The organism is Alsobacter ponti, assembly GCF_024294805.1.
Taxonomy (GTDB): domain Bacteria; phylum Pseudomonadota; class Alphaproteobacteria; order Rhizobiales; family Beijerinckiaceae; genus Alsobacter; species Alsobacter ponti.
Genome location: NZ_JANCLU010000010.1, coordinates 121,547 through 138,958 on the forward strand (window position 1 = coordinate 121,547; position 17,412 = coordinate 138,958).

Genomic DNA, 17,412 nt, shown 5'->3' on the forward strand with positions numbered 1-17,412 from the left:
GGACGCCGCTGCGGCATTGTGACGGTGGCGGCGTTCGAGCCTCTGGGCCATGACGCGGAGCCGGGCGACCGGCCCGCCGCTCGCGGCCCCCACGCCCGGGAACGATCATGCGCTGGGACGACCTGAGAACTTCCGAGAATGTCGAGGACCGTCGCGGCGAAGGCGGCGGCTTCGGCGGCGGCACGGGCTTCGGCATCGGCGGAGGACGCCTCGGCATCGGCACGGTCATCGTGCTCGGCCTGCTCGGCTGGGCGCTGGGCATCGACCCGCGCCTGCTGATCGGCGGCGCCGAGGTCGTGGCCGACCGCTTCCCGACGCAGCAGAGCTCCGGGCGCACCGGCGCGCCGCCGGCCGACGACCGGGTCGGCACCTTTGTGGCGAAGATCCTCGGCGAGACCGAGGATGTGTGGTCGCAGGTGCTGCCGCAGCAGGCGAATGTCGACTACCAGAAACCGCGCCTTGTGATGTTCTCGGGCGCGACGCAATCGGCCTGCGGCGGGGCCCAGTCGCAGATGGGGCCGTTCTATTGCCCGATCGACCGCAAGGTCTATCTCGACACGGCGTTCTTCCAGGAGATGCAGCAGCGCTTCGGCGGCGGCGGCGACTTCGCCTACGCCTACGTGATCGCCCACGAAATCGGCCACCACGTCGAGAACCTGCTCGGCATTCTGCCGAAGGTGCAGCAGGCGCAGCGGCGCGCCGGCGGCGGGCCCGAGGCGAACCAGCTCTCGGTGCGGGTCGAGCTGATGGCGGACTGCCTCGCCGGCGTCTGGGCCGCCAAGATGAACGAGCGGCGCAGCAACATCACCGAGACGGACGTGCGCCAGGCGGTGGCTGCCGCCACCGCCATCGGCGACGACCGGCTGCAGCGCCAGTCGCAGGGCCGCGTGACGCCGGACAGCTTCACCCACGGCTCCTCCGAGCAGCGCGTGCGCTGGCTGATGACCGGCCTGCGCGGTGGCAACGTCAACTCGTGCAACACCTTCCAGGCGTCTCGCGTCTGACCGCCGCCTGAGCCGCATGCGGGGTGCGTCGGTTCCCGACGGAGCCCCGCCCTTAGGAACCTCGGCGCAGCCGGCAATCCCCGCTCGCGGAGCCCCGGAGCGATAGCGGAGGCACATCCGCGCCTAGCGAATGGATGATGCCGCGAAGCGGCGCTCCACTGACCTTTTTTCCATGAGGACGCGCTGACGCGCGACATTTTGCGCTAGGCCCCGGATGCGGTTCCGCTGGCGCTGCACCGCTCCGGGAACGGGACCGCGCGACCCATCACGGTTGACCGCTCAACTCTGTCCCACGAAAACGAGCGACCCATGACACCGCCCAACAAAAAAGCGCCCCGGAGGGCGCTTTCTCGTCGGTCGATGCCGGCCGGCGCGGGCCGGCGGCGGCGTCAGTTCAGCTTGGAGCGAATTTCGCCGATGCCCTGCTCGACAAGGCGGTCGCCCGCTCCGGCGGCCACTTCCTTGCGCAGGATCTGCTCCGAGGCGCGAACCGCGGCCTCGGCGGCGGCGGCGCGGACCTCGGCGGCGGCCTGTACCTCGGCCTGCGCGATCTTCTGCTCGGCCATCTTGGTGCGGCGCTCGACGAAGTCGGCGAGCTTGGCCTGGGTGTCCTGCGCCAGGCGTTCGGCCTCCGCGCGGGCGGAGCGGATGATCTCCTCCGCCTCGGCCTCGGCCTCCTTGCGCCGGCGCTGGTAGTCGGCCAGCACCTTCTGCGCCTCCTCGCGGAGGATGCGCGCGTCCTCGAGCTCGGCGCGGATGCGTTCGCCGCGCTTGTCGAGGCCGGTGGCCATGGACGAGAAGGCGCCCATCTTCCAGGCGATGCCCATGAAGATGAAGAACGCGACCGCGACCCAGAATTCAGGGGTTTGGAAGAACATGGTTCGTCCTCACTGGACCTGGGACGCGGGGAGCGCGCGGCCGACGGCCGCGTCGACTTCGTCGGCCGACGGCGTCTTGCCGACCAGCCGTTCGACGATCGCCAAGGCGGTGTCGACGGCGATGCCGCGGACGTTGCCCATGGCCTTCGTCTTGCCGTCGACGATCTGCCGCTCGGCCTCGGCCAGCTTGACGTGGAGATCGGCTTCGAGCGCCCTGCGGCGCGCGTCCGTCTCGGCCGCCAGCTTGTCGCGGGTCTCGCCGGCGATGGCCTGCGCCTTGGCCTTGGCGTCGGCCAGGGCCTTCTCGTAGGCCTCGATCGCCGCGTCGGTCTCGGACTTCAGCTTCGCCGCCTGCGCCAGGTCGTCCGCCACGCGGTTGTGGCGCTCTTCCAGGATCGCGGCGACGCGCGGAAGCGCGACCTTCGACATCAGCACGTAGAGCGCGCCGAAGGCGAGGGCCAGCCACAGGAGCTGGTTGCCGAAGCTGTGGCTGTCGAACGGCGGGAAGTTGCCGTGCGCCTCGGCGGGATGCTCCGTCGAGGCAGTCGTCGTTTGCGCCATGGCCTTACCTCATCCAGTCAGGTCCGCTCCCGCCACGCGGCGATGACGGCCGAAGCCGCCCCGCCGCCGCGCGGCGACGAGCAAAGCGGGCCGGGAATTAGACGGCGAACAGGAGCAGCAGGGCGATCAGCAGCGAGAAGATGCCGAGAGCTTCCGTCAGCGCGAAGCCGAGGAGCAGCGTGCCGCGCTGGCCGTCGGCAGCCGACGGGTTGCGCAGCGCGCCAGCGAGGAACTGGCCGAACAGGTTGCCGAGGCCGATGCCCGCGCCGGCCATGCCGAGGCAAGCGATGCCAGCGCCGAGGAGCTTAGCAGCTTCAGGACCCATAGTCGTATCTCCTTGAGGTGTGTGATCGTCGTGATCGTTGGGGCAGGGATGTCGAACCGCAGGGACCGGGCCTCAATGGCCAGGGTGCAGCGCGTCGTGGAGGTAGATCGAGGTCAGCGTCGCGAAGACATAGGCCTGCAGGACGGCGACCAGGAACTCGAGGGCGGTGAGCGCGACGGCGAGCGCCAGCGGCAGCGGCGAGATGATGCCCCACAGGCCCGCACCCAGCAGCGTCACGACGAAGCCCGCGAAGATCTTCAGCGCGATGTGGCCGGCCAGCATGTTGGCGAACAGACGAACCGACAGGCTGATTGGGCGCGAGATGAACGAGATGACCTCGATCGGCACCAGGATCACCAGCATCACCGGGTGCATGCCAGAGGGGGCGAACAGGCCGAGGAAGCGCAGGCCGTGCTTCATGAAGCCGTAGATGATGACGGTGAGGATCACCAGCACCGCCAGCGCGGCGGTGATGATGATGTGGCTCGTCACGGTGAAGCCGTAGGGCATCATGCCGGCCAGGTTCAGCACCAGGACGAACATGAACAGCGAGAAGACGAGCGGGAAGAACTTCATGCCGTCATGGCCGGCCGAGCTTCGCACCGTGCTGGCGACGAACTCGTACATCACCTCGACCAGTGACTGCAGGCGGCCGGGAACCAGCGAACGGCCTGCGGTGCCCATCAGCATGACGATGGTGATCAGCGCCACCGCGCCGATCATGTACAGGGAGGACTGCGTCAGAACCACCTCGGTCCCGCCGATGTGGAAGAGCGGCTGCCCGATCTTCACGAGCTGGAATTGATGGATCGGATCGATTTTCTCGGCCATCGCCGGTCAGTCTCTCTCTCTGCGCCGCCGGGGCGGCATTGCCCTCAATCCGGCTCCGGCTTTCGCCTCAGCCATTCGGCGGCCGGACGAACCCGGACGCCCTCATCACGTTCCAGATGCCGGCGCCGAAGCCCAGCATCATCAGCACGATCATGCCCCACGGCCGCGTGCCTAACAGGGCGTCGAACCCCCAGCCCAACCCGGCGCCCGCGATCACCCCGGCGATGAATTCCGACGAAAGCCGGAACGCCTTGCCCATGGAGGACGCGTCGGACTGCTGGCTGGACCCGTCCGGCTTTCCACCCCGCGGTGCCGCGTCCCGAACCTGATCGAGCCGCGTCCCGAGGCGCTTCAGCCTTTCGGAAAGTTCGACGTCTTCGGGAGATCGCGGACCCGAACCGGGCGTCTCGTGCGATCCGTCGTTCGCCATGGCGTAGACCCGCACTGCCTGCCCGGAGCGTCGCCCTGACACCCCCCTTGAAGTCGGGCGCACCATAGTTTTTGCCCCAGCGGGTGTCAAGGAGGCTGGCTATGGGTTTAAGTGTCTGAAACAGAACGAAAAAACGTGGCTAAGACAAAGGGATGGTGTCGCCTGGCGCGTCGGGCGCGCGGGAGGGCGCGACTCCTACGACGCTTCGAGGAACTGCTCGGCGGTTTCCAGGTCCACCGAAACGAGCTGGCTGACGCCCCGCTCGGCCATCGTCACGCCGAACAGCCGGTCCATCCGGGCCATGGTGATCGGGTTGTGGGTGATGACGATGAAGCGCGTCTCGGTGCTCTTGGCCATCTCGCGCAGGAGGTCGCAGTAGCGCTCGACATTGGCGTCGTCGAGCGGCGCGTCGACCTCGTCGAGCACGCAGATGGGCGAGGGGTTGGTGAGGAACACGGCGAAGATCAGCGCGATGGCGGTCAGCGCCTGCTCGCCGCCCGACAGCAGCGTCATCACTTGCGGCTTCTTGCCCGGCGGGCGCGCCACGATCTCCAGCCCCGCCTCCAGCGGGTCGTCCGATTCCACCAGTTCGAGCTGCGCCGTGCCGCCGCCGAACAGGCTGGTGAACAGCCGCTCGAAGTGCCCCTGCACCACGGTGAAGGCGGCCAGCAGCCGCTCGCGGCCCTCGCGGTTGAGGCTGGCGATTCCGGCGCGCAGGCGCTTGATGGCCTCGGTCAGGTCTTCCTTCTCGGCGGCGAGCCCGTCGCGCTGCGTCTCGAAGCCGGCCAGCTCCTCCTCGGCGCGCAGGTTCACCGCGCCGAGCCGCTCGCGGTCCTGGCGCAGCGAGTCGAGCCGGCGCTCGACGGATTCGGTCGGCGGCGGCGTCGCGCCGGCCGCGAGGCCGGCGATCTCCGGCAGGCCCTCGGGCGTTGTCTCCAACCGTTCCTCGATGGTGCGGACCACCTCGATCAGCCGGGCGCGGGCGGCCTCCAGCCGCGCCTCCGAGCGCGCCTTCTCCTCGCGCGCCGTCGACAGCGCGGCCAGCGCCTGCTGGGCGGCGGCGTCGGCGCCGCGCTGCCCGGTCTCCGCCTCGGCCAGCCGCTCGGCGGCCTCGCGGCGGGCGGTCTCCGCCTCGGCGATCTCGGACAGGATGGCGCGGCGGCGCAGCAGGAAGGTGTCCGGCGCCTCGCGCAGCGTCTCGCGCTCCTCCTCGATATCGGCCTGTCGGCGCTCGATCTCGGCCACCTGGCCGGCGGCGCGGACGCGGCGCTCCTCCCACGCGGCGCGGTCGCCGGCGATGGCCGTGAGCCGGCGGGACCGCATGTCGGCCTCACGCGCCAGGCCCTGGGCCAGCAGCCGCACCTCGCTCACCGCCTGCCGGTCGTGCGAGACGGCGATTCGGGCCTGGGCGAGGCGCGATTCGAGCGTGCTCGGCTCCGGCAGCGCCTCGCGCTGGGCGAGGGCGGCGGCACGCCGGGCGATGGCCTCGTCGCGGCCGGCGGCGTGGCGGCTGCGCGTCTCCTCCAGCGCGGCGCGGCGCTGGGCCACTTCCGCCTGCCGGCGTTCGGCGGCGGCGAGGCGCTGGCGCAGCGCATCGAGGTCGCGGCGCACCGCGGCGGCGGCGTCGAAGGCGCGGGTCTCCTGCTGCGCGGCGGCGCGGGCGGCGGCGGCGGCGGCCTCCAGCGCGGCGCGGGCCGTCTCGGCGGCGTCGCGCGCCTCGTCGGCGGCGGCCTCCAGCTCGCCCAGCCGGTTCTTCTCGGCGAGGCGGCGGGCGGCCGGGCTCGGGGCCTCGGCCGCCTGGGTCAGCCCGTCCCAGCGCCACAAATCGCCCTCGCGGGAGACGAGGCGCTGGCCGGCGGCGAGCCGGGCGCGCAGGGCGGGCCCGGCGTCGCGCTCCACCACGCCGACCTGGCGCAGCCGCCGGGTCAGCGCGGGCGGGGCCTCGACCAGCTCGCAGAGCGGCAGCGCGCCCTCGGGCAGCGGGGCATCGGCCTTGTCGCCGCCGGTCAGTGTCCAGTGCGTGGGCGCGCGCTCGTCGGTGGAGGCGTCGAGGTCGTCGCCGAGCGCGGCGGCGAAGGCGGTTTCGAACCCGCGCGACACGCGCACCGCGTCGAGCATGCGCGGCCAGGCGTCGTCGGCGGGGCTGGCGAGCAGCTTGGCGAGGGTGCGCGCCTCCGTCTCGAGGCGCTGGGCGGCGCGGTCGGCCTCCTGCGCGGGGCCGCGCGCGGCGGCCTCGCCCTCGCGGGCATTGGCATGGGCGAGGCGCGCCTCGCCCGCCGCCTCGTCGGCCAGCTCGGCGCGCTCGGCGGCAACCTCGATCTCCTCGCGCAGCCCGCTCACGTCGGCGTCGGCGCCGAGCGCGGCCTCGATGGCGTCGAGCTCGCGCTGCACGCGCTCCAGCTCGGCGGTAAGCCGGGCCTCGCGCTCGGTCTCCTCACCGATGCTGCGCTCCACGGCGGAGCGGCGGGCGTTGAGGTCGGCCACGGCGGCCTGCGCCTCCGCCAAGGCGGCCTCGGAGGCCGCCAGCCTGGCTTCCAGCCCGCTCAGGCGGTCGCGCGCCTCCAGTTCGGCCTCGGCGGCGGCCTCGCCGTCCGCGCCGAGCTGTTCCTGCTCGGCGTCGAGCCGCGCCAGCGCGCCGCCGGCGTCCTCGATCAGGGTGGTCTCGCGGGCGAAGTCGCGGGCCAGCTCCACGGCGCGCCGCTCCAGCTCGCCGGCGCGCTCGCGCGCTCGCTTCTCCTCGGCGTCGAGCGAGTCGCGGGCCAGCGTCAGGCGTTGCAGCGCGGCGGCGGCGGCGGCCTCGGCGTCGCGCAGGCCCGGCAGCGCGTGCGCGGCCACCGCCTGCCTCGTCGCGGCCTCCGCCTGCGCGCGGGTGCGCTCGGCGACCACGGACAGGTCGGCCTCGACCTTCTTCTCGGCGGCCAGCACGCCGTCGCGGGCCTCGCGCCAGCCGATCAGCATCAGCAGCGCCTCGGCCTTGCGGATGTCGGCGGCGAGGGAGCGGTAGCGCGCCGCCTGGCGGGACTGGCGCTTGAGGCTGTCGATCTGCGCGTCGAGCTGCTGGAGCACGTCGGCGAGGCGCGACAGGTTGTCCTCGGCGGCGGTCAGCCTCAGCTCGGCCTCGTGGCGGCGCGAGTGCAGCCCGGCGATGCCGGCGGCGTCCTCGAGGATGCGGCGGCGCGCCTGCGGCTTCGCGGCGATGATCTCGCCGATCATGCCCTGCCGCACCATGGCGGGAGAGCGCGCGCCGGTCGCGGCGTCCGCGAACAGCAACTGCACGTCGCGGGCGCGCACCTCCTTGCCGTTGACCCGGTAGGTGGAGCCGGACTCGCGCTCAATACGGCGGGAGACGTCGAGCTGGTCGGCGTCGTTGAAGGCGGCGGGGGCGGTGCGGTCGCGGTTGTCGACGAGCAGCGCCACCTCGGCGGTGTTGCGAGCCGCGCGGTTGCCGGAGCCGGCGAAGATGACGTCGTCCATGCCGGAGGCGCGCAGGCTCTTGTAAGAGCTCTCGCCCATCACCCAGCGCAGCGCCTCGACGAGGTTCGACTTGCCGCACCCGTTCGGCCCGACTACTCCCGTCAGGCCCGGCTCGATGAGGAAGTCCGTCGCCTCGACGAAGGACTTGAAGCCGACGAGGCGCAGGCGGGTGAGCTTCATGCCGCGTCACCCGCCCGGGGCCGCGCGGCCCGGAAGCGCCGGTCAGCTCCCGACGAGGGGAGCGAGGATCTTCTCCAGTTCCTCAACCGAAAGGGCCCCGCGTTGCATCTGGCCGTTGATGAAGAAGGTGGGGGTGGAGTTGACGCCGAACTTCTGCGCGCCACGGTCCCGCACCGCGTTCACGCCGTCATAAACCTGCTGGTTTTTCAAGCAGGCCTCGAACGATTCCTGTGTAAATCCGGCCTGCTTGACCATCTTGGCCAGCGCCTCGACCGGCTTGTCGACGAACGCCCAGTTCTTCTGCTGGCTGAACAGCAGGTCGATCACGGCGTAATATTTCGCGTCGCCGGCGCAGCGCGCCAGCATGAAGCCGGCGGTGGCGAGCGGATCGAGCGGGAATTCCCGCATCACGAAGCGCACCTTGCCGGTGTCGATGTATTTCTGCTTCAGCGTCGGCCACGCAGTCTCGTGGAAATGCGCGCAATGGCTGCACGTCATCGAGGCATATTCGTAGATGGTGACCTTGGCGGTCTTGGAGCCGAGCTCGATGTCGCCCAGCGGCCCGGGGACGGCGAGATCGGCGTCGGACACGGTCTGGGCCAGCGCCTTCGCCGGCAGGCCGTCCCACGCGGCGGCGGCGAGGCCGACGGCGGCGATGCCCTGGATCACGGTACGGCGGGTCAACATGCGAACTCTCCTCGGCTCCATGGGATCGGCCGTCTCTCGCGAGGCCCGACCTTGTGTCCTGTCGCGGCGCGCGACGCGGGCCGTCGGCCGGGCTCTCCGCCCGACGCCCCTTCCGCTTGTCGCCGCAGGATTGTGGCAAGACGACGCCCGATGCAAGCGCCCGACCCGCGGCATCGTTCACGAAAGGGTGGGGAAAGCGGACGGACGGGGCGGGAAGGAGCGAGGTCCGCCCATTGGCCGCGTTCAGTCGGATGTGACCTCAGCCGGACTTGCGGGCGCGGATGCCGGCGCCGAGGCGGGCGAGGGATTCGCGCAGGGCGTCGTCCTCCACCCCGCTCACGCGGGCGCGCATCTCAGCCATGGTCGCGGCATCGGGCTCGGGCGCGCGGCGGGGCGGGGATCGGTCGCGCTCCAGCGGACCCTGGCGGAAGGAGAGGCGGCCGACGCAGCGCCAGCCGTAATGGGCGTTGACGCGCTCGACGATCAGCGGCGCGAGGTGCTGCAATTCCAGCGCGAACGCGCCCTCCACCCGCACCACCAGCGTCGCCGGCTCCGGCGGCTCGTCCGGGCCGCCATGCGGCTTGCGCGCGAACTGCATCTTCATTGGCTCGCTCCAGGCGGCCAGCCGCTCGCCGACGATCTCCGGCCACGCCACCACCACGTCGGCGCTGGCGAATCCCTTGGCCGCCAGCATCGGCTGGAGGCACGGCGCCACGAGGTCCGCCAGCGGCCGGAGCTTGGGCTTCTTCACGCGAAATCCCCCGGTGATTCGGCCCGCGGCGCCGCGCGCCCTTCACAAGCACGCCCGCCGCGCCCTAGACCTGTCGCATGGTAGCCTCCCCCGACCGCCCGCGAAAGCCGCGCCCGACGCCCGACCCCGGCGATCTGCTGGACTGGTACGATCGCAACCGCCGCGTGCTGCCGTGGCGCGCCGCCCCCGGCGAAACGCCGGACCCGTACCGCGTCTGGCTGTCGGAAATCATGCTGCAGCAGACGACGGTGCGGGCGGTGAAGCCCTATTTCGAGCGCTTCCTCGGCCTGTTCCCCACCGTCCACGCCCTCGCCGAAGCGGAGAGCGAGGCCGTGATGCGGGCCTGGGCGGGGCTCGGCTACTACTTCCGCGCGCGCAACCTCCACGCTTGCGCCAAGGCCGTCGTGGAGCGGTTCGGCGGGCGCTTCCCGGCGGAGGAGGAGGCGCTGCGCTCGCTGCCGGGCGTCGGCCCCTACACCGCCGCCGCCATCGCCGCCATCGCGTTCGACCGCCGGGCCGTGGTCGTCGACGGCAATGTCGAGCGCGTGGTGACGCGCCTCTTCGCGGTCGAGGAGGCGCTGCCGCGCGCCAAACCCGTGGTGCGCGCGCTCACCGACGGGCTGACCCCGGCGCGCCGGCCCGGCGACTTCGCGCAGGCGATGATGGACCTCGGCGCGACGATCTGCTCGCCGCGCGCCCCGGCCTGCGGCCTGTGTCCGTTCCGCGAGCCCTGCGCCGCCCGCGAGGCCGGCGCGGCGGAGACCTATCCGCGCAAGGAGCGCAAGGCGGCGGGCGCGCCGCGGCGCGGCGCGGCCTTCGTGGCGCTGCGCGAGGACGGCGCAATCCTGCTGCGCACCCGCCCGCCGAAGGGCCTGCTGGGCGGCATGGCGGAGGTGCCCGGCAGCGCCTGGGCGGCCGACTACGACCCGCGGGACGCGCTGCGCGACGCGCCCCTCGCCGCGCCCTGGCGCGTCGCGCCGGGCGTCGTCGAGCACGTCTTCACGCACTTCCCGCTCTCATTGACGGTGCTCGTGGCCGCCGTGCCCGAAGAAACGCCGGCGCCGGAGGGGGCGCGCTGGACACGGCTGGAGAAGCTGGGCGAGGAGGCCCTGCCCAACCTGATGCGCAAGGTGGTGGCGCACGTCCTCGGCGGCTGAGCCTCAGGCCGCCTGCGCCATCTGCCCGCGCAGCGCCTTGCGGAAGCCGTCGATGGGGGCGAGCCCCGCCTCGCTCTCGACGTGCCAGAAGGTCCAGCCGTTGCAGGCGGGCAGGCCCTGGGCCAGCGCGCCGATCTTGTGGATGGACCCGATCCAGTCGCCGAGCGCCAGACTGCCGTCGGGCCGCACCACGGCCTGGAAGCGGCGCTTCTCGTCGGTCAGCGTCGCGCCGGGGGGCAGCAGGCCGGCCTCGAGGACGGAGAGGAAGGGAATGCGAGGCTCGCTGCGCTTCTCGGGCGCGTTGCGCACCGCCTCGGCTCCCAGCGGCTCGACCGCCTCGATGCGGGCTTGCGCCGCCTCGGCATAGGCGGCGTCGCGCTCGACGCCGACGAAGTGGCGGCCGAGGCGACGGGCCACCGCGCCGGTGGTGCCGCTGCCGAAGAACGGGTCCAGCACCACGTCGCCGGCCTGAGAGGAGGCGAGCAGCACGCGCGCCAGCAGCGCCTCGGGCTTCTGGGTGGGGTGGACCTTGCGGCCCTCGGCGTCCTTCAGCCGCTCCGCGCCGGTGCACAGCGGGATGAACCAGTCCGAGCGGACCTGCAAATCCTCGTTGCCGGCCTTCAACGCGTCGTAGTTGAAGGCGTAGTTGCGGGCCTTCGGACCCTTCGACGCCCAGATCATCGTCTCGTGGGCGTTGGTGAAGCGGCGGCCGCGGAAGTTCGGCATCGGGTTGGCCTTGCGCCACACGATGTCGTTGAGGATCCAGAAGCCGAGATCCTGCAGGATCGCGCCGACCCGAAAGATGTTGTGGTAGGAGCCGATGACCCACAGCGTGGCGTTCGGCTTCATCACGCGCCGCGTGGCGAGCAGCCAGGCGCGGGTGAAGTGGTCGTAGGCCTCGAAGCTCGCGAACTTGTCCCAGTCGTCGTCGACCGCGTCGACCAGCGACTGGTCGGGACGCATCAGCGCGCCCTCGAGCTGGAGGTTGTAGGGCGGGTCCGCAAACACCAGGTCGACGCTGGCCTCGGGGAGCTTGGACAGCTCCGCGACGCAATCGCCGACGAGAATGCGGTCGAGGGGGAGAGCGCAACGCTCCCTCCGACCAGCCGGTGTGGAACGCCCGGTACGCGAAACCTGAATCCGGGGTTCGACACCGGCTGCATCGGTACGCGGGATACCCATGGTGCAGCACCGTTACGCAACTGAACGGAGGTCACTATGGGTGTGGCAAGGTAAAGAGCTGGTTTCCGGCTTCGAGAAATTTCGTCTCGGATCAGAACAACCGGCGGCAACAATTGCCGAGCGCTGCGTTAACCTGCCGTTTGGAGATTTTTTACTCTTCGTTATCCGTATCGCCGTCGAGCATGCCGAAGCTCATCCGGTGATAGGGGCAGGGTCCCTGGGCCAGCAGCGCGACGCGGTGGGCGGCGGTGGCGTAGCCGGCGTGCCGCTCGAACCCGTAGGCGGGGAAGTGGACGCCGAGCCGGCTCATCATCCTGTCGCGCGTCACCTTGGCGACGATCGAGGCCGCCGCGATGGAGGCGACCAGCCGGTCGCCCTTGACCACCGCCTCCCCGGGCCCCGCCCAGCCGGGCAGGTCGCGCCCGTCCACCAGCACGAAGCCGGGCGGCCGCCACAGGCCGGCGAGCGCGCGGCGCATGGCCTCCAGCGTCGCCTGGCGGATGTTGATGGCGTCGATGCGCGCCGCCGAGACGGAAGCGACGGCCACGTCGGCCGTGGCGACGATCTCGTCGAACAGCTCGTCGCGGCGGGCCGGCGGCAGCAGCTTCGAATCGTTCAGCCCCTCGGGAATGCGCGCCGGGTCCAGAACCACGGCGGCGGCGACGACCGGACCGGCGAGCGGCCCGCGCCCGGCCTCGTCGACGCCCGCCACCGGCGAATGGCCGCGTCGGATCAGCGCCTGCTCCCGCGAAAAGTCCGGCCAGCGCCCAGCCTCGGCGGCAGGCGCGGCGGCGCGTCGGGGCGCGTCCTTGCGGGAGGCCGGGCTCGGCCGGGCGATTCGGGTCATCACCCCATGCTGGCCTTCCGGCGGCCGGAGGCAAGCCCGAGGCCAGCCCGAAGGCGCAATTGTCCCCGCCTTCCCCATCCCGGTTGCCGTCCGGACGCGGACAAGCGGCTTCCGGCCTCCCACGCCGCCCCAAGGACCAGCCGGCCGCGAGGCTTATGCCGGCAGGCGGACGCGCCCGTCGTCGTCGAGCGGCCAGAACGGGTTGTGGGCGAACTCCCACAAATGCCCGTCCGGGTCGGCGACATAGCCCGAGTAGCCGCCCCAGAACGTGGCCTCGGCGGCCCGCCTCGGCTCGCCGCCGGCGGCGATCGCCTCGCGCATGGCTTCGTCGACAGCGTCGCGGTCGGGCAGGTTCTGCGCCAGCGCCACCGCTCCGGCCGGCGGCAGGTCCGCCAAACCCGCGTCCTTGGCGAGCTCCGGCCGGGCGAAGAGCGCCAGCACGACGCCGTTGAGGTCGAAGAAGCACACCCCTTCGCCGCCGGCGGAGGAGGCCGTCCAGCCGAGCCGCTCGTAGAACGCCCGAGACCGGGCGAGATCGGCGACGCCGAGAGTGACGAGGTTGAGGCGCTGGCGCATGGCCCGGATCTCCTTGGTCGTCCCGCTCAGAGCAGCTTGAGCTGTTCGCCCGGCCGCGCCGGCGGCGAGAACAGGTCCGTCCGCAGCCGCCGGCGCGTCTTGTTGAAGCCCAGGCGCTCGGCGGCGATCTCGAAGCGCCGGCCGATCATCCAGGCATAGGGTCCGTCGCCGGTCATGCGCTCGCCCCACTTGGCGTCGTAGTCCTTGCCGCCGCGCGTCGAGCGGATCAGCGAGAGTACGTGGCGCAATTTGTCGGGATGATGCTCCAGCAGCCATTCCCTGAACAGGTCGCGCACCTCGAGCGGCAGGCGCAGCAGCACGTAGCCGGCCTCCCGCGCACCGGCGGCGTGGGCCTCTCCGAGGATCGCCTCGAGCTCCGGATCGTTCACAGCCGGGATGATCGGCGCGACCATGACGCTCGCCGGAATGCCGGCCTCGGAGAGCTGGCGGATGGCGTCGAGCCGCTTCTTCGGCGTCGAGGCGCGCGGCTCCATGGTCCGCGCCAGCCCGGGATCGAGCGTCGTCACCGACAGCGCCACCTTGGCGAGCCCCTTTGCCGCCATCGGGGCCAGGATGTCGATGTCGCGGGTGACCAGCGCCGACTTGGTGACAATGCCGACGGGGTGGTTGGCCCGCGCCAGCACCTCGAGCACGGAGCGCATGACGCGGTGCTCGCGCTCGATCGGCTGGTAGGGATCGGTGTTGGTGCCGATGGCGATGGTGCGGGGCGTGTAGCCGGCCGCGCCCAGCTCGCGCTCCAGGAGCTCCGCCGCGCCGGCCTTCACGAACAGCTTGGACTCGAAGTCGAGCCCCGGCGACAGGCCCATATAGGCATGGGTTGGCCGCGCGAAGCAGTAGACGCAGCCGTGCTCGCAGCCGCGATAGGGGTTGATGGAGCGGTCGAACGAGATGTCGGGCGAATCGTTGCGGGTGATGACGGTCTTCGGCCGCTCTACCGTCACTTCGATACGGAAGGGCGGCAGTTCGGCCGCGCTGCCCCAGCCGTCGTCCTCCGGCGTGCGCGTTTGCGGCTCGAACCGGCCGGAGCGGTTGGACAGCGAACCGCGCCCGCGCCGACGCTCGCCGTCGACGATCTCGTCGGGCCGCGGCCGCGCCGGATCCGCGCTGGCGAAGTCGAGGTTCATCGGCCGCCGTTTCGGACGGGCGAGCGGGGCGGCGCTGTCGCCCGTGCGTTTGAAATGGAGCATTTCGAGTCCCGTTGATCGAACGTAAAGAGAACAAACCATCAATACGCAAGGAACGCAAGAGGTCGTCCGCCGTTCCCGGCCGCCTCCGCCGGCATGCTAGTCTGCGTCCATGTTGTCCGTTGTGATTCCGACAACGGGAGGCCAGCCCTTCCTCGTCGAGACGCTGTCCGCGCTGGTTCCGGCCGCCGCCGAGGGACTGGTGCGAGATGTCGCGCTCGCGGCCGCCGCGCCCAACGAGGCTCTGCGGAGCATCGCCGACGCGGCGGGGTGCGTGCTGCGCGAAGGCCCGGGAGAGCGAGCGGCGCGCGTCGCCGAGGCCGCCGCGCTCGCCCGGTCCGACTGGCTGCTGGTGCTGGAGCCGGGCTTCGCGCCGGGCGGCGACTGGATGGCCGAGACGGCCGAGTTCGTGGTGGGGCAGGCCGCATCTCGCCCGCGCTGCGCCGTGTTCACGATGGCCGCCGCCCGCGGCCGGACGCTGTCGGCCGCCTTCGCCAATTGGCGCGCGGACCTGCTCGGTGATGCGCTGGCCGCACCGTCTCTCGTCGTCCATCGCCGGGCGCTGGCGCGGCCGGGGCGGCCGGTTCGCCTGGCCGCGCCGCTATATGACCGTCGTCCGAGGTCGGCGCGCAACCAGGCCTTCTGACTAGGCCGGGGTTGCGCTCTCGTCGAGCGCCTTGCGGATCGCCTTGAGGTCGCGCCAGGCGAGGCGCTTCTGCAGCGGCTGGCGCAGCAGGTAGGCGGGGTGCAGCGTGGCGATGGCGCGGATGCGCCGCTTGCCGGTGTCGTACTCGGTCCAGCGGCCGCGGGCGCGGGTGATGCCTTCCTTCAGCCCGAGCAGCGCCTGCGCCGACGGCCCGCCGAGGCAGACCAGGATGTCGGGGTCGGCAAGCTCGATCTGCCGCTCGATGAAGGGCTGGCAGGTCGCGGCTTCCTGCGGGGTGGGCGTGCGGTTTCCCGGCGGCCGCCACGGGATGATGTTGGCGATGTAGACCGCGCGGCGGTCGAGGCCGATGGCGGCGAGCATGCGGTCGAGCAGCTGGCCGGAGCGCCCCACGAAGGGCAGGCCCTGGCGGTCCTCGTCGGCTCCGGGCGCCTCGCCGACCAGCATGAGCCGGGCCTTGGGGTCGCCGTCCGCGAAGACGAGGTTCTTGGCGGTGGTCTTCAGCGCGCAGCCGTCGAAGGCGGCGAGCAGGTCGCGCAGCTCGTCGAGGCTGCGCGCCGAGCGCGCCAGCAGCCGGGCCGCCGCCGCCGCCTCGTCGACGCTGCCGGCCGCCGCCGGGGAGGGCGGGGGCGCGGGCTCGGGCGTGGGCGCCGGGCGGCGCGGCGCCTCCTCGAAGCGGTTGCGCGGCGTCTCGTCGAGCGCCGCGTCGACGCCCATCTCGGCATACCACTGCACCACAAGGGCGGCTGCCTGGCGGGGGTCGAGGGGGAGCGGGTCCATGGCCGATCTTTACCGGTCCGCCGCGCCGGACGCCAGCGCCCGCCGGCCTCCACCATCCGGTGTGTTGCGGTGCGAACGGGGCTGGTCCATAGGTGTCCGGTCGATTTCGGGTCGGGCGGGGAGTTCGAGGAATGGATCTGGCAGAGGCGCGCAACATGCCCCGGGAGGGCATGGACTATGACGTGGTGGTCGTCGGCGCGGGCCCGGCCGGGCTGGCGGCGGCGATCCGGGTCAAGCAGGTCGCCCCGGACCTGTCGGTGGTGGTGGTCGAGAAGGGCTCCGAAGTCGGCGCGCACATCCTGTCGGGCGCCGTGATCGATCCGGTGGGGCTGGACCGCCTGCTGCCGGACTGGCGCGACGATCCCGAGGCGCCGATCCGCACCCCCGTCACCGACGATCGCTTCTACCTGCTCGGCCCGGCCGGTTCGGTGCGCCTCCCCAACGCGCTGATGCCGAAGCTGATGTCGAACCACGGCAACTACATCGTCTCGCTCGGCAACGTGGCGCGCTGGCTGGCGGCCCGCGCCGAGGCCCTGGGCGTCGAGATCTATCCCGGCTTCGCGGCCGCCGAGGTGCTGTATGGCGAGGCCGGCGAGGTCGTCGGCGTCGCCACCGGCGACATGGGTGTCTCGAAGTCCGGCGAGGTGAAGGACGGCTTCACGCGCGGCATGGAGCTGCGCGGCAAGTACGTGCTGTTCGGCGAGGGGGCGCGCGGCAGCCTCACCAAGCAGCTCATCGCCCGATATGGCCTCGACGCCGGCCGCGAGCCGCAGAAATTCGGCATCGGCCTCAAGGAATTGTGGCAGGTGGCTCCGGAGCAGCACCGGCCAGGCCTGGTGCAGCATTCGTTCGGCTGGCCGCTCGACAACTCCACCGGCGGCGGCTCCTTCCTCTACCACCTCGAGGACAATCTCGTGGCGGTGGGCTTCGTGGTGCATCTCAACTACACCAACCCGACCCTGTCGCCATTCGACGAGTTCCAACGCTTCAAGACGCACCCACTGGTCCGCGACACCTTCGTGGGCGGAAGGCGCATCTCCTACGGCGCGCGCGCCATCACCGAGGGCGGCTGGCAGTCGGTGCCGAAGCTGTCCTTCCCCGGCGGCGCGCTGATCGGCTGCGCGGCCGGCTTCGTCAACGTGCCGCGCATCAAGGGCTCGCACAACGCGATCCTGTCCGGGATGATGGCGGCCGAGCACGCCTGCGAGGCGCTGGCGGCGGGCCGGGCCAATGACGAGCTGGCCGGATACGAGCAGGCCTGGCGCGAGTCCGAGATCGGCCGCGACCTCAAGCGCGTGCGCAACGTCAAGCCGCTGTGGTCCCGCTACGGCACGGCGATTGGCGTCGCGCTGGGCGGGCTCGACATGTGGACCAACCAGCTGTTCGGCGCGTCCATGTTCGGCACGCTGGGCCACGGCAAGGCCGATTACGCGACGCTGAAGCCGATCGACAAGGTCAAGCCCATCGTCTACCCGAAGCCGGACGGGGTCGTGTCGTTCGACAAGCTGTCGTCCGTGTTCCTGTCGGCCACCAACCACGAGGAGGACCAGCCGGTCCACCTGCGGCTGAAGGATCCGTCGGTCCCGATCGCCCGCAACCTGCCAACCTACGGCGAGCCGGCGCGGCTCTATTGCCCGGCCGGCGTGTACGAGGTGGTCTACGCTGACGCGGACGCGCGCACCGATCCCCGCTTCGTGATCAACGCGCAGAACTGCGTCCACTGCAAGACATGCGACATCAAGGACCCCGCCCAGAACATCGACTGGACCACGCCTGAAGGCGGCGGCGGGCCGAACTACCCCAACATGTGATCGGGCCCGCCGGGGCCGCCCGCCTGTCGCGGCGAGGCCCCGGCTTGCCGCGCTACCGCAAAAACGCCA

17 protein-coding genes are annotated in these 17,412 nt (G+C 71.7%); 4 read left to right on the plus strand and 13 right to left on the minus strand.

Annotated features, from left to right (window positions below):
- Positions 1-107 precede the first annotated feature (107 nt).
- Positions 108-1,004, plus strand: a complete 897-nt coding sequence (gene ypfJ / locus NK718_RS12045; protein WP_254742368.1) for a KPN_02809 family neutral zinc metallopeptidase — start codon at positions 108-110, stop codon at positions 1,002-1,004.
- Positions 1,005-1,393: 389 nt separating this feature from the next.
- Here ypfJ and NK718_RS12050 read toward each other — a convergent pair whose 3' ends face one another.
- The 8 genes from NK718_RS12050 to NK718_RS12085 form a co-directional block, all read right to left on the minus strand.
- Positions 1,394-1,882 carry a F0F1 ATP synthase subunit B family protein gene (locus NK718_RS12050; RefSeq protein WP_254742371.1) on the minus strand — a complete coding sequence of 163 codons (489 nt, stop codon included), beginning with the start codon at positions 1,880-1,882 and terminating at the stop codon, positions 1,394-1,396.
- Between the two features lie 9 nt (positions 1,883-1,891).
- Entirely contained in the window at positions 1,892-2,443 is a 552-nt protein-coding gene (locus tag NK718_RS12055; RefSeq protein ID WP_254742374.1) for a F0F1 ATP synthase subunit B, read from the minus strand.
- Positions 2,444-2,540: 97 nt separating this feature from the next.
- Positions 2,541-2,768 carry a F0F1 ATP synthase subunit C gene (locus NK718_RS12060; protein ID WP_254742377.1) on the minus strand — a complete coding sequence of 76 codons (228 nt, stop codon included), beginning with the start codon at positions 2,766-2,768 and terminating at the stop codon, positions 2,541-2,543.
- Positions 2,769-2,840: 72 nt separating this feature from the next.
- Complete coding sequence (locus tag NK718_RS12065) at positions 2,841-3,599, minus strand: F0F1 ATP synthase subunit A (protein WP_254742380.1); 759 nt, start codon at positions 3,597-3,599, stop codon at positions 2,841-2,843.
- A gap of 67 nt (positions 3,600-3,666) precedes the next feature.
- Positions 3,667-4,029: an AtpZ/AtpI family protein gene (locus NK718_RS12070; protein WP_254742383.1), complete on the minus strand. Its 363-nt coding sequence runs from the start codon at positions 4,027-4,029 to the stop codon at positions 3,667-3,669.
- 195 nt (positions 4,030-4,224) lie between these two features.
- Complete coding sequence (gene smc / locus NK718_RS12075) at positions 4,225-7,683, minus strand: chromosome segregation protein SMC (RefSeq protein WP_254742386.1); 3,459 nt, start codon at positions 7,681-7,683, stop codon at positions 4,225-4,227.
- A 42-nt stretch (positions 7,684-7,725) separates the two neighbouring features.
- Complete coding sequence (locus tag NK718_RS12080; protein WP_254742389.1) at positions 7,726-8,370, minus strand: DsbA family protein; 645 nt, start codon at positions 8,368-8,370, stop codon at positions 7,726-7,728.
- 259 nt (positions 8,371-8,629) lie between these two features.
- Positions 8,630-9,121: a DUF721 domain-containing protein gene (locus NK718_RS12085; protein ID WP_254742392.1), complete on the minus strand. Its 492-nt coding sequence runs from the start codon at positions 9,119-9,121 to the stop codon at positions 8,630-8,632.
- 77 nt (positions 9,122-9,198) lie between these two features.
- On the opposite strand from NK718_RS12085, the gene mutY reads away from it, so the two are divergent.
- A complete protein-coding gene (gene mutY / locus NK718_RS12090; protein ID WP_254742395.1) occupies positions 9,199-10,278 on the plus strand; it encodes an A/G-specific adenine glycosylase in 1,080 nt (359 codons plus the stop codon).
- Positions 10,279-10,281: 3 nt separating this feature from the next.
- On the opposite strand, the gene NK718_RS12095 is transcribed toward mutY, so the two are convergent.
- From NK718_RS12095 to NK718_RS12110, 4 genes are all read right to left on the minus strand, one after another.
- A complete protein-coding gene (locus NK718_RS12095; protein ID WP_254742398.1) occupies positions 10,282-11,460 on the minus strand; it encodes a site-specific DNA-methyltransferase in 1,179 nt (392 codons plus the stop codon).
- A gap of 151 nt (positions 11,461-11,611) precedes the next feature.
- Positions 11,612-12,307, minus strand: a complete 696-nt coding sequence (rnhB, locus tag NK718_RS12100) for a ribonuclease HII (protein WP_254742401.1) — start codon at positions 12,305-12,307, stop codon at positions 11,612-11,614.
- 153 nt (positions 12,308-12,460) lie between these two features.
- Entirely contained in the window at positions 12,461-12,883 is a 423-nt protein-coding gene (locus tag NK718_RS12105; protein ID WP_254742404.1) for a VOC family protein, read from the minus strand.
- A 26-nt stretch (positions 12,884-12,909) separates the two neighbouring features.
- Entirely contained in the window at positions 12,910-14,028 is a 1,119-nt protein-coding gene (locus NK718_RS12110) for a PA0069 family radical SAM protein (protein ID WP_254742516.1), read from the minus strand.
- Positions 14,029-14,200: 172 nt separating this feature from the next.
- Between NK718_RS12110 and NK718_RS12115 the strand changes: the two genes are divergently transcribed.
- Positions 14,201-14,734, plus strand: coding sequence for a glycosyltransferase (locus NK718_RS12115; RefSeq protein WP_254742407.1), 534 nt, complete (start codon positions 14,201-14,203; stop codon positions 14,732-14,734).
- Here the strand turns inward: NK718_RS12115 and NK718_RS12120 are convergent, their stop codons facing one another.
- Positions 14,735-15,532 (minus strand): uracil-DNA glycosylase, encoded by a 798-nt coding sequence (locus tag NK718_RS12120; protein ID WP_254742410.1) that lies wholly within the window; start codon positions 15,530-15,532, stop codon positions 14,735-14,737.
- A 131-nt stretch (positions 15,533-15,663) separates the two neighbouring features.
- On the opposite strand from NK718_RS12120, the gene NK718_RS12125 reads away from it, so the two are divergent.
- Positions 15,664-17,343, plus strand: a complete 1,680-nt coding sequence (locus NK718_RS12125) for an electron transfer flavoprotein-ubiquinone oxidoreductase (protein ID WP_254742413.1) — start codon at positions 15,664-15,666, stop codon at positions 17,341-17,343.
- The last annotated feature ends 69 nt before the right edge of the window (positions 17,344-17,412 follow it).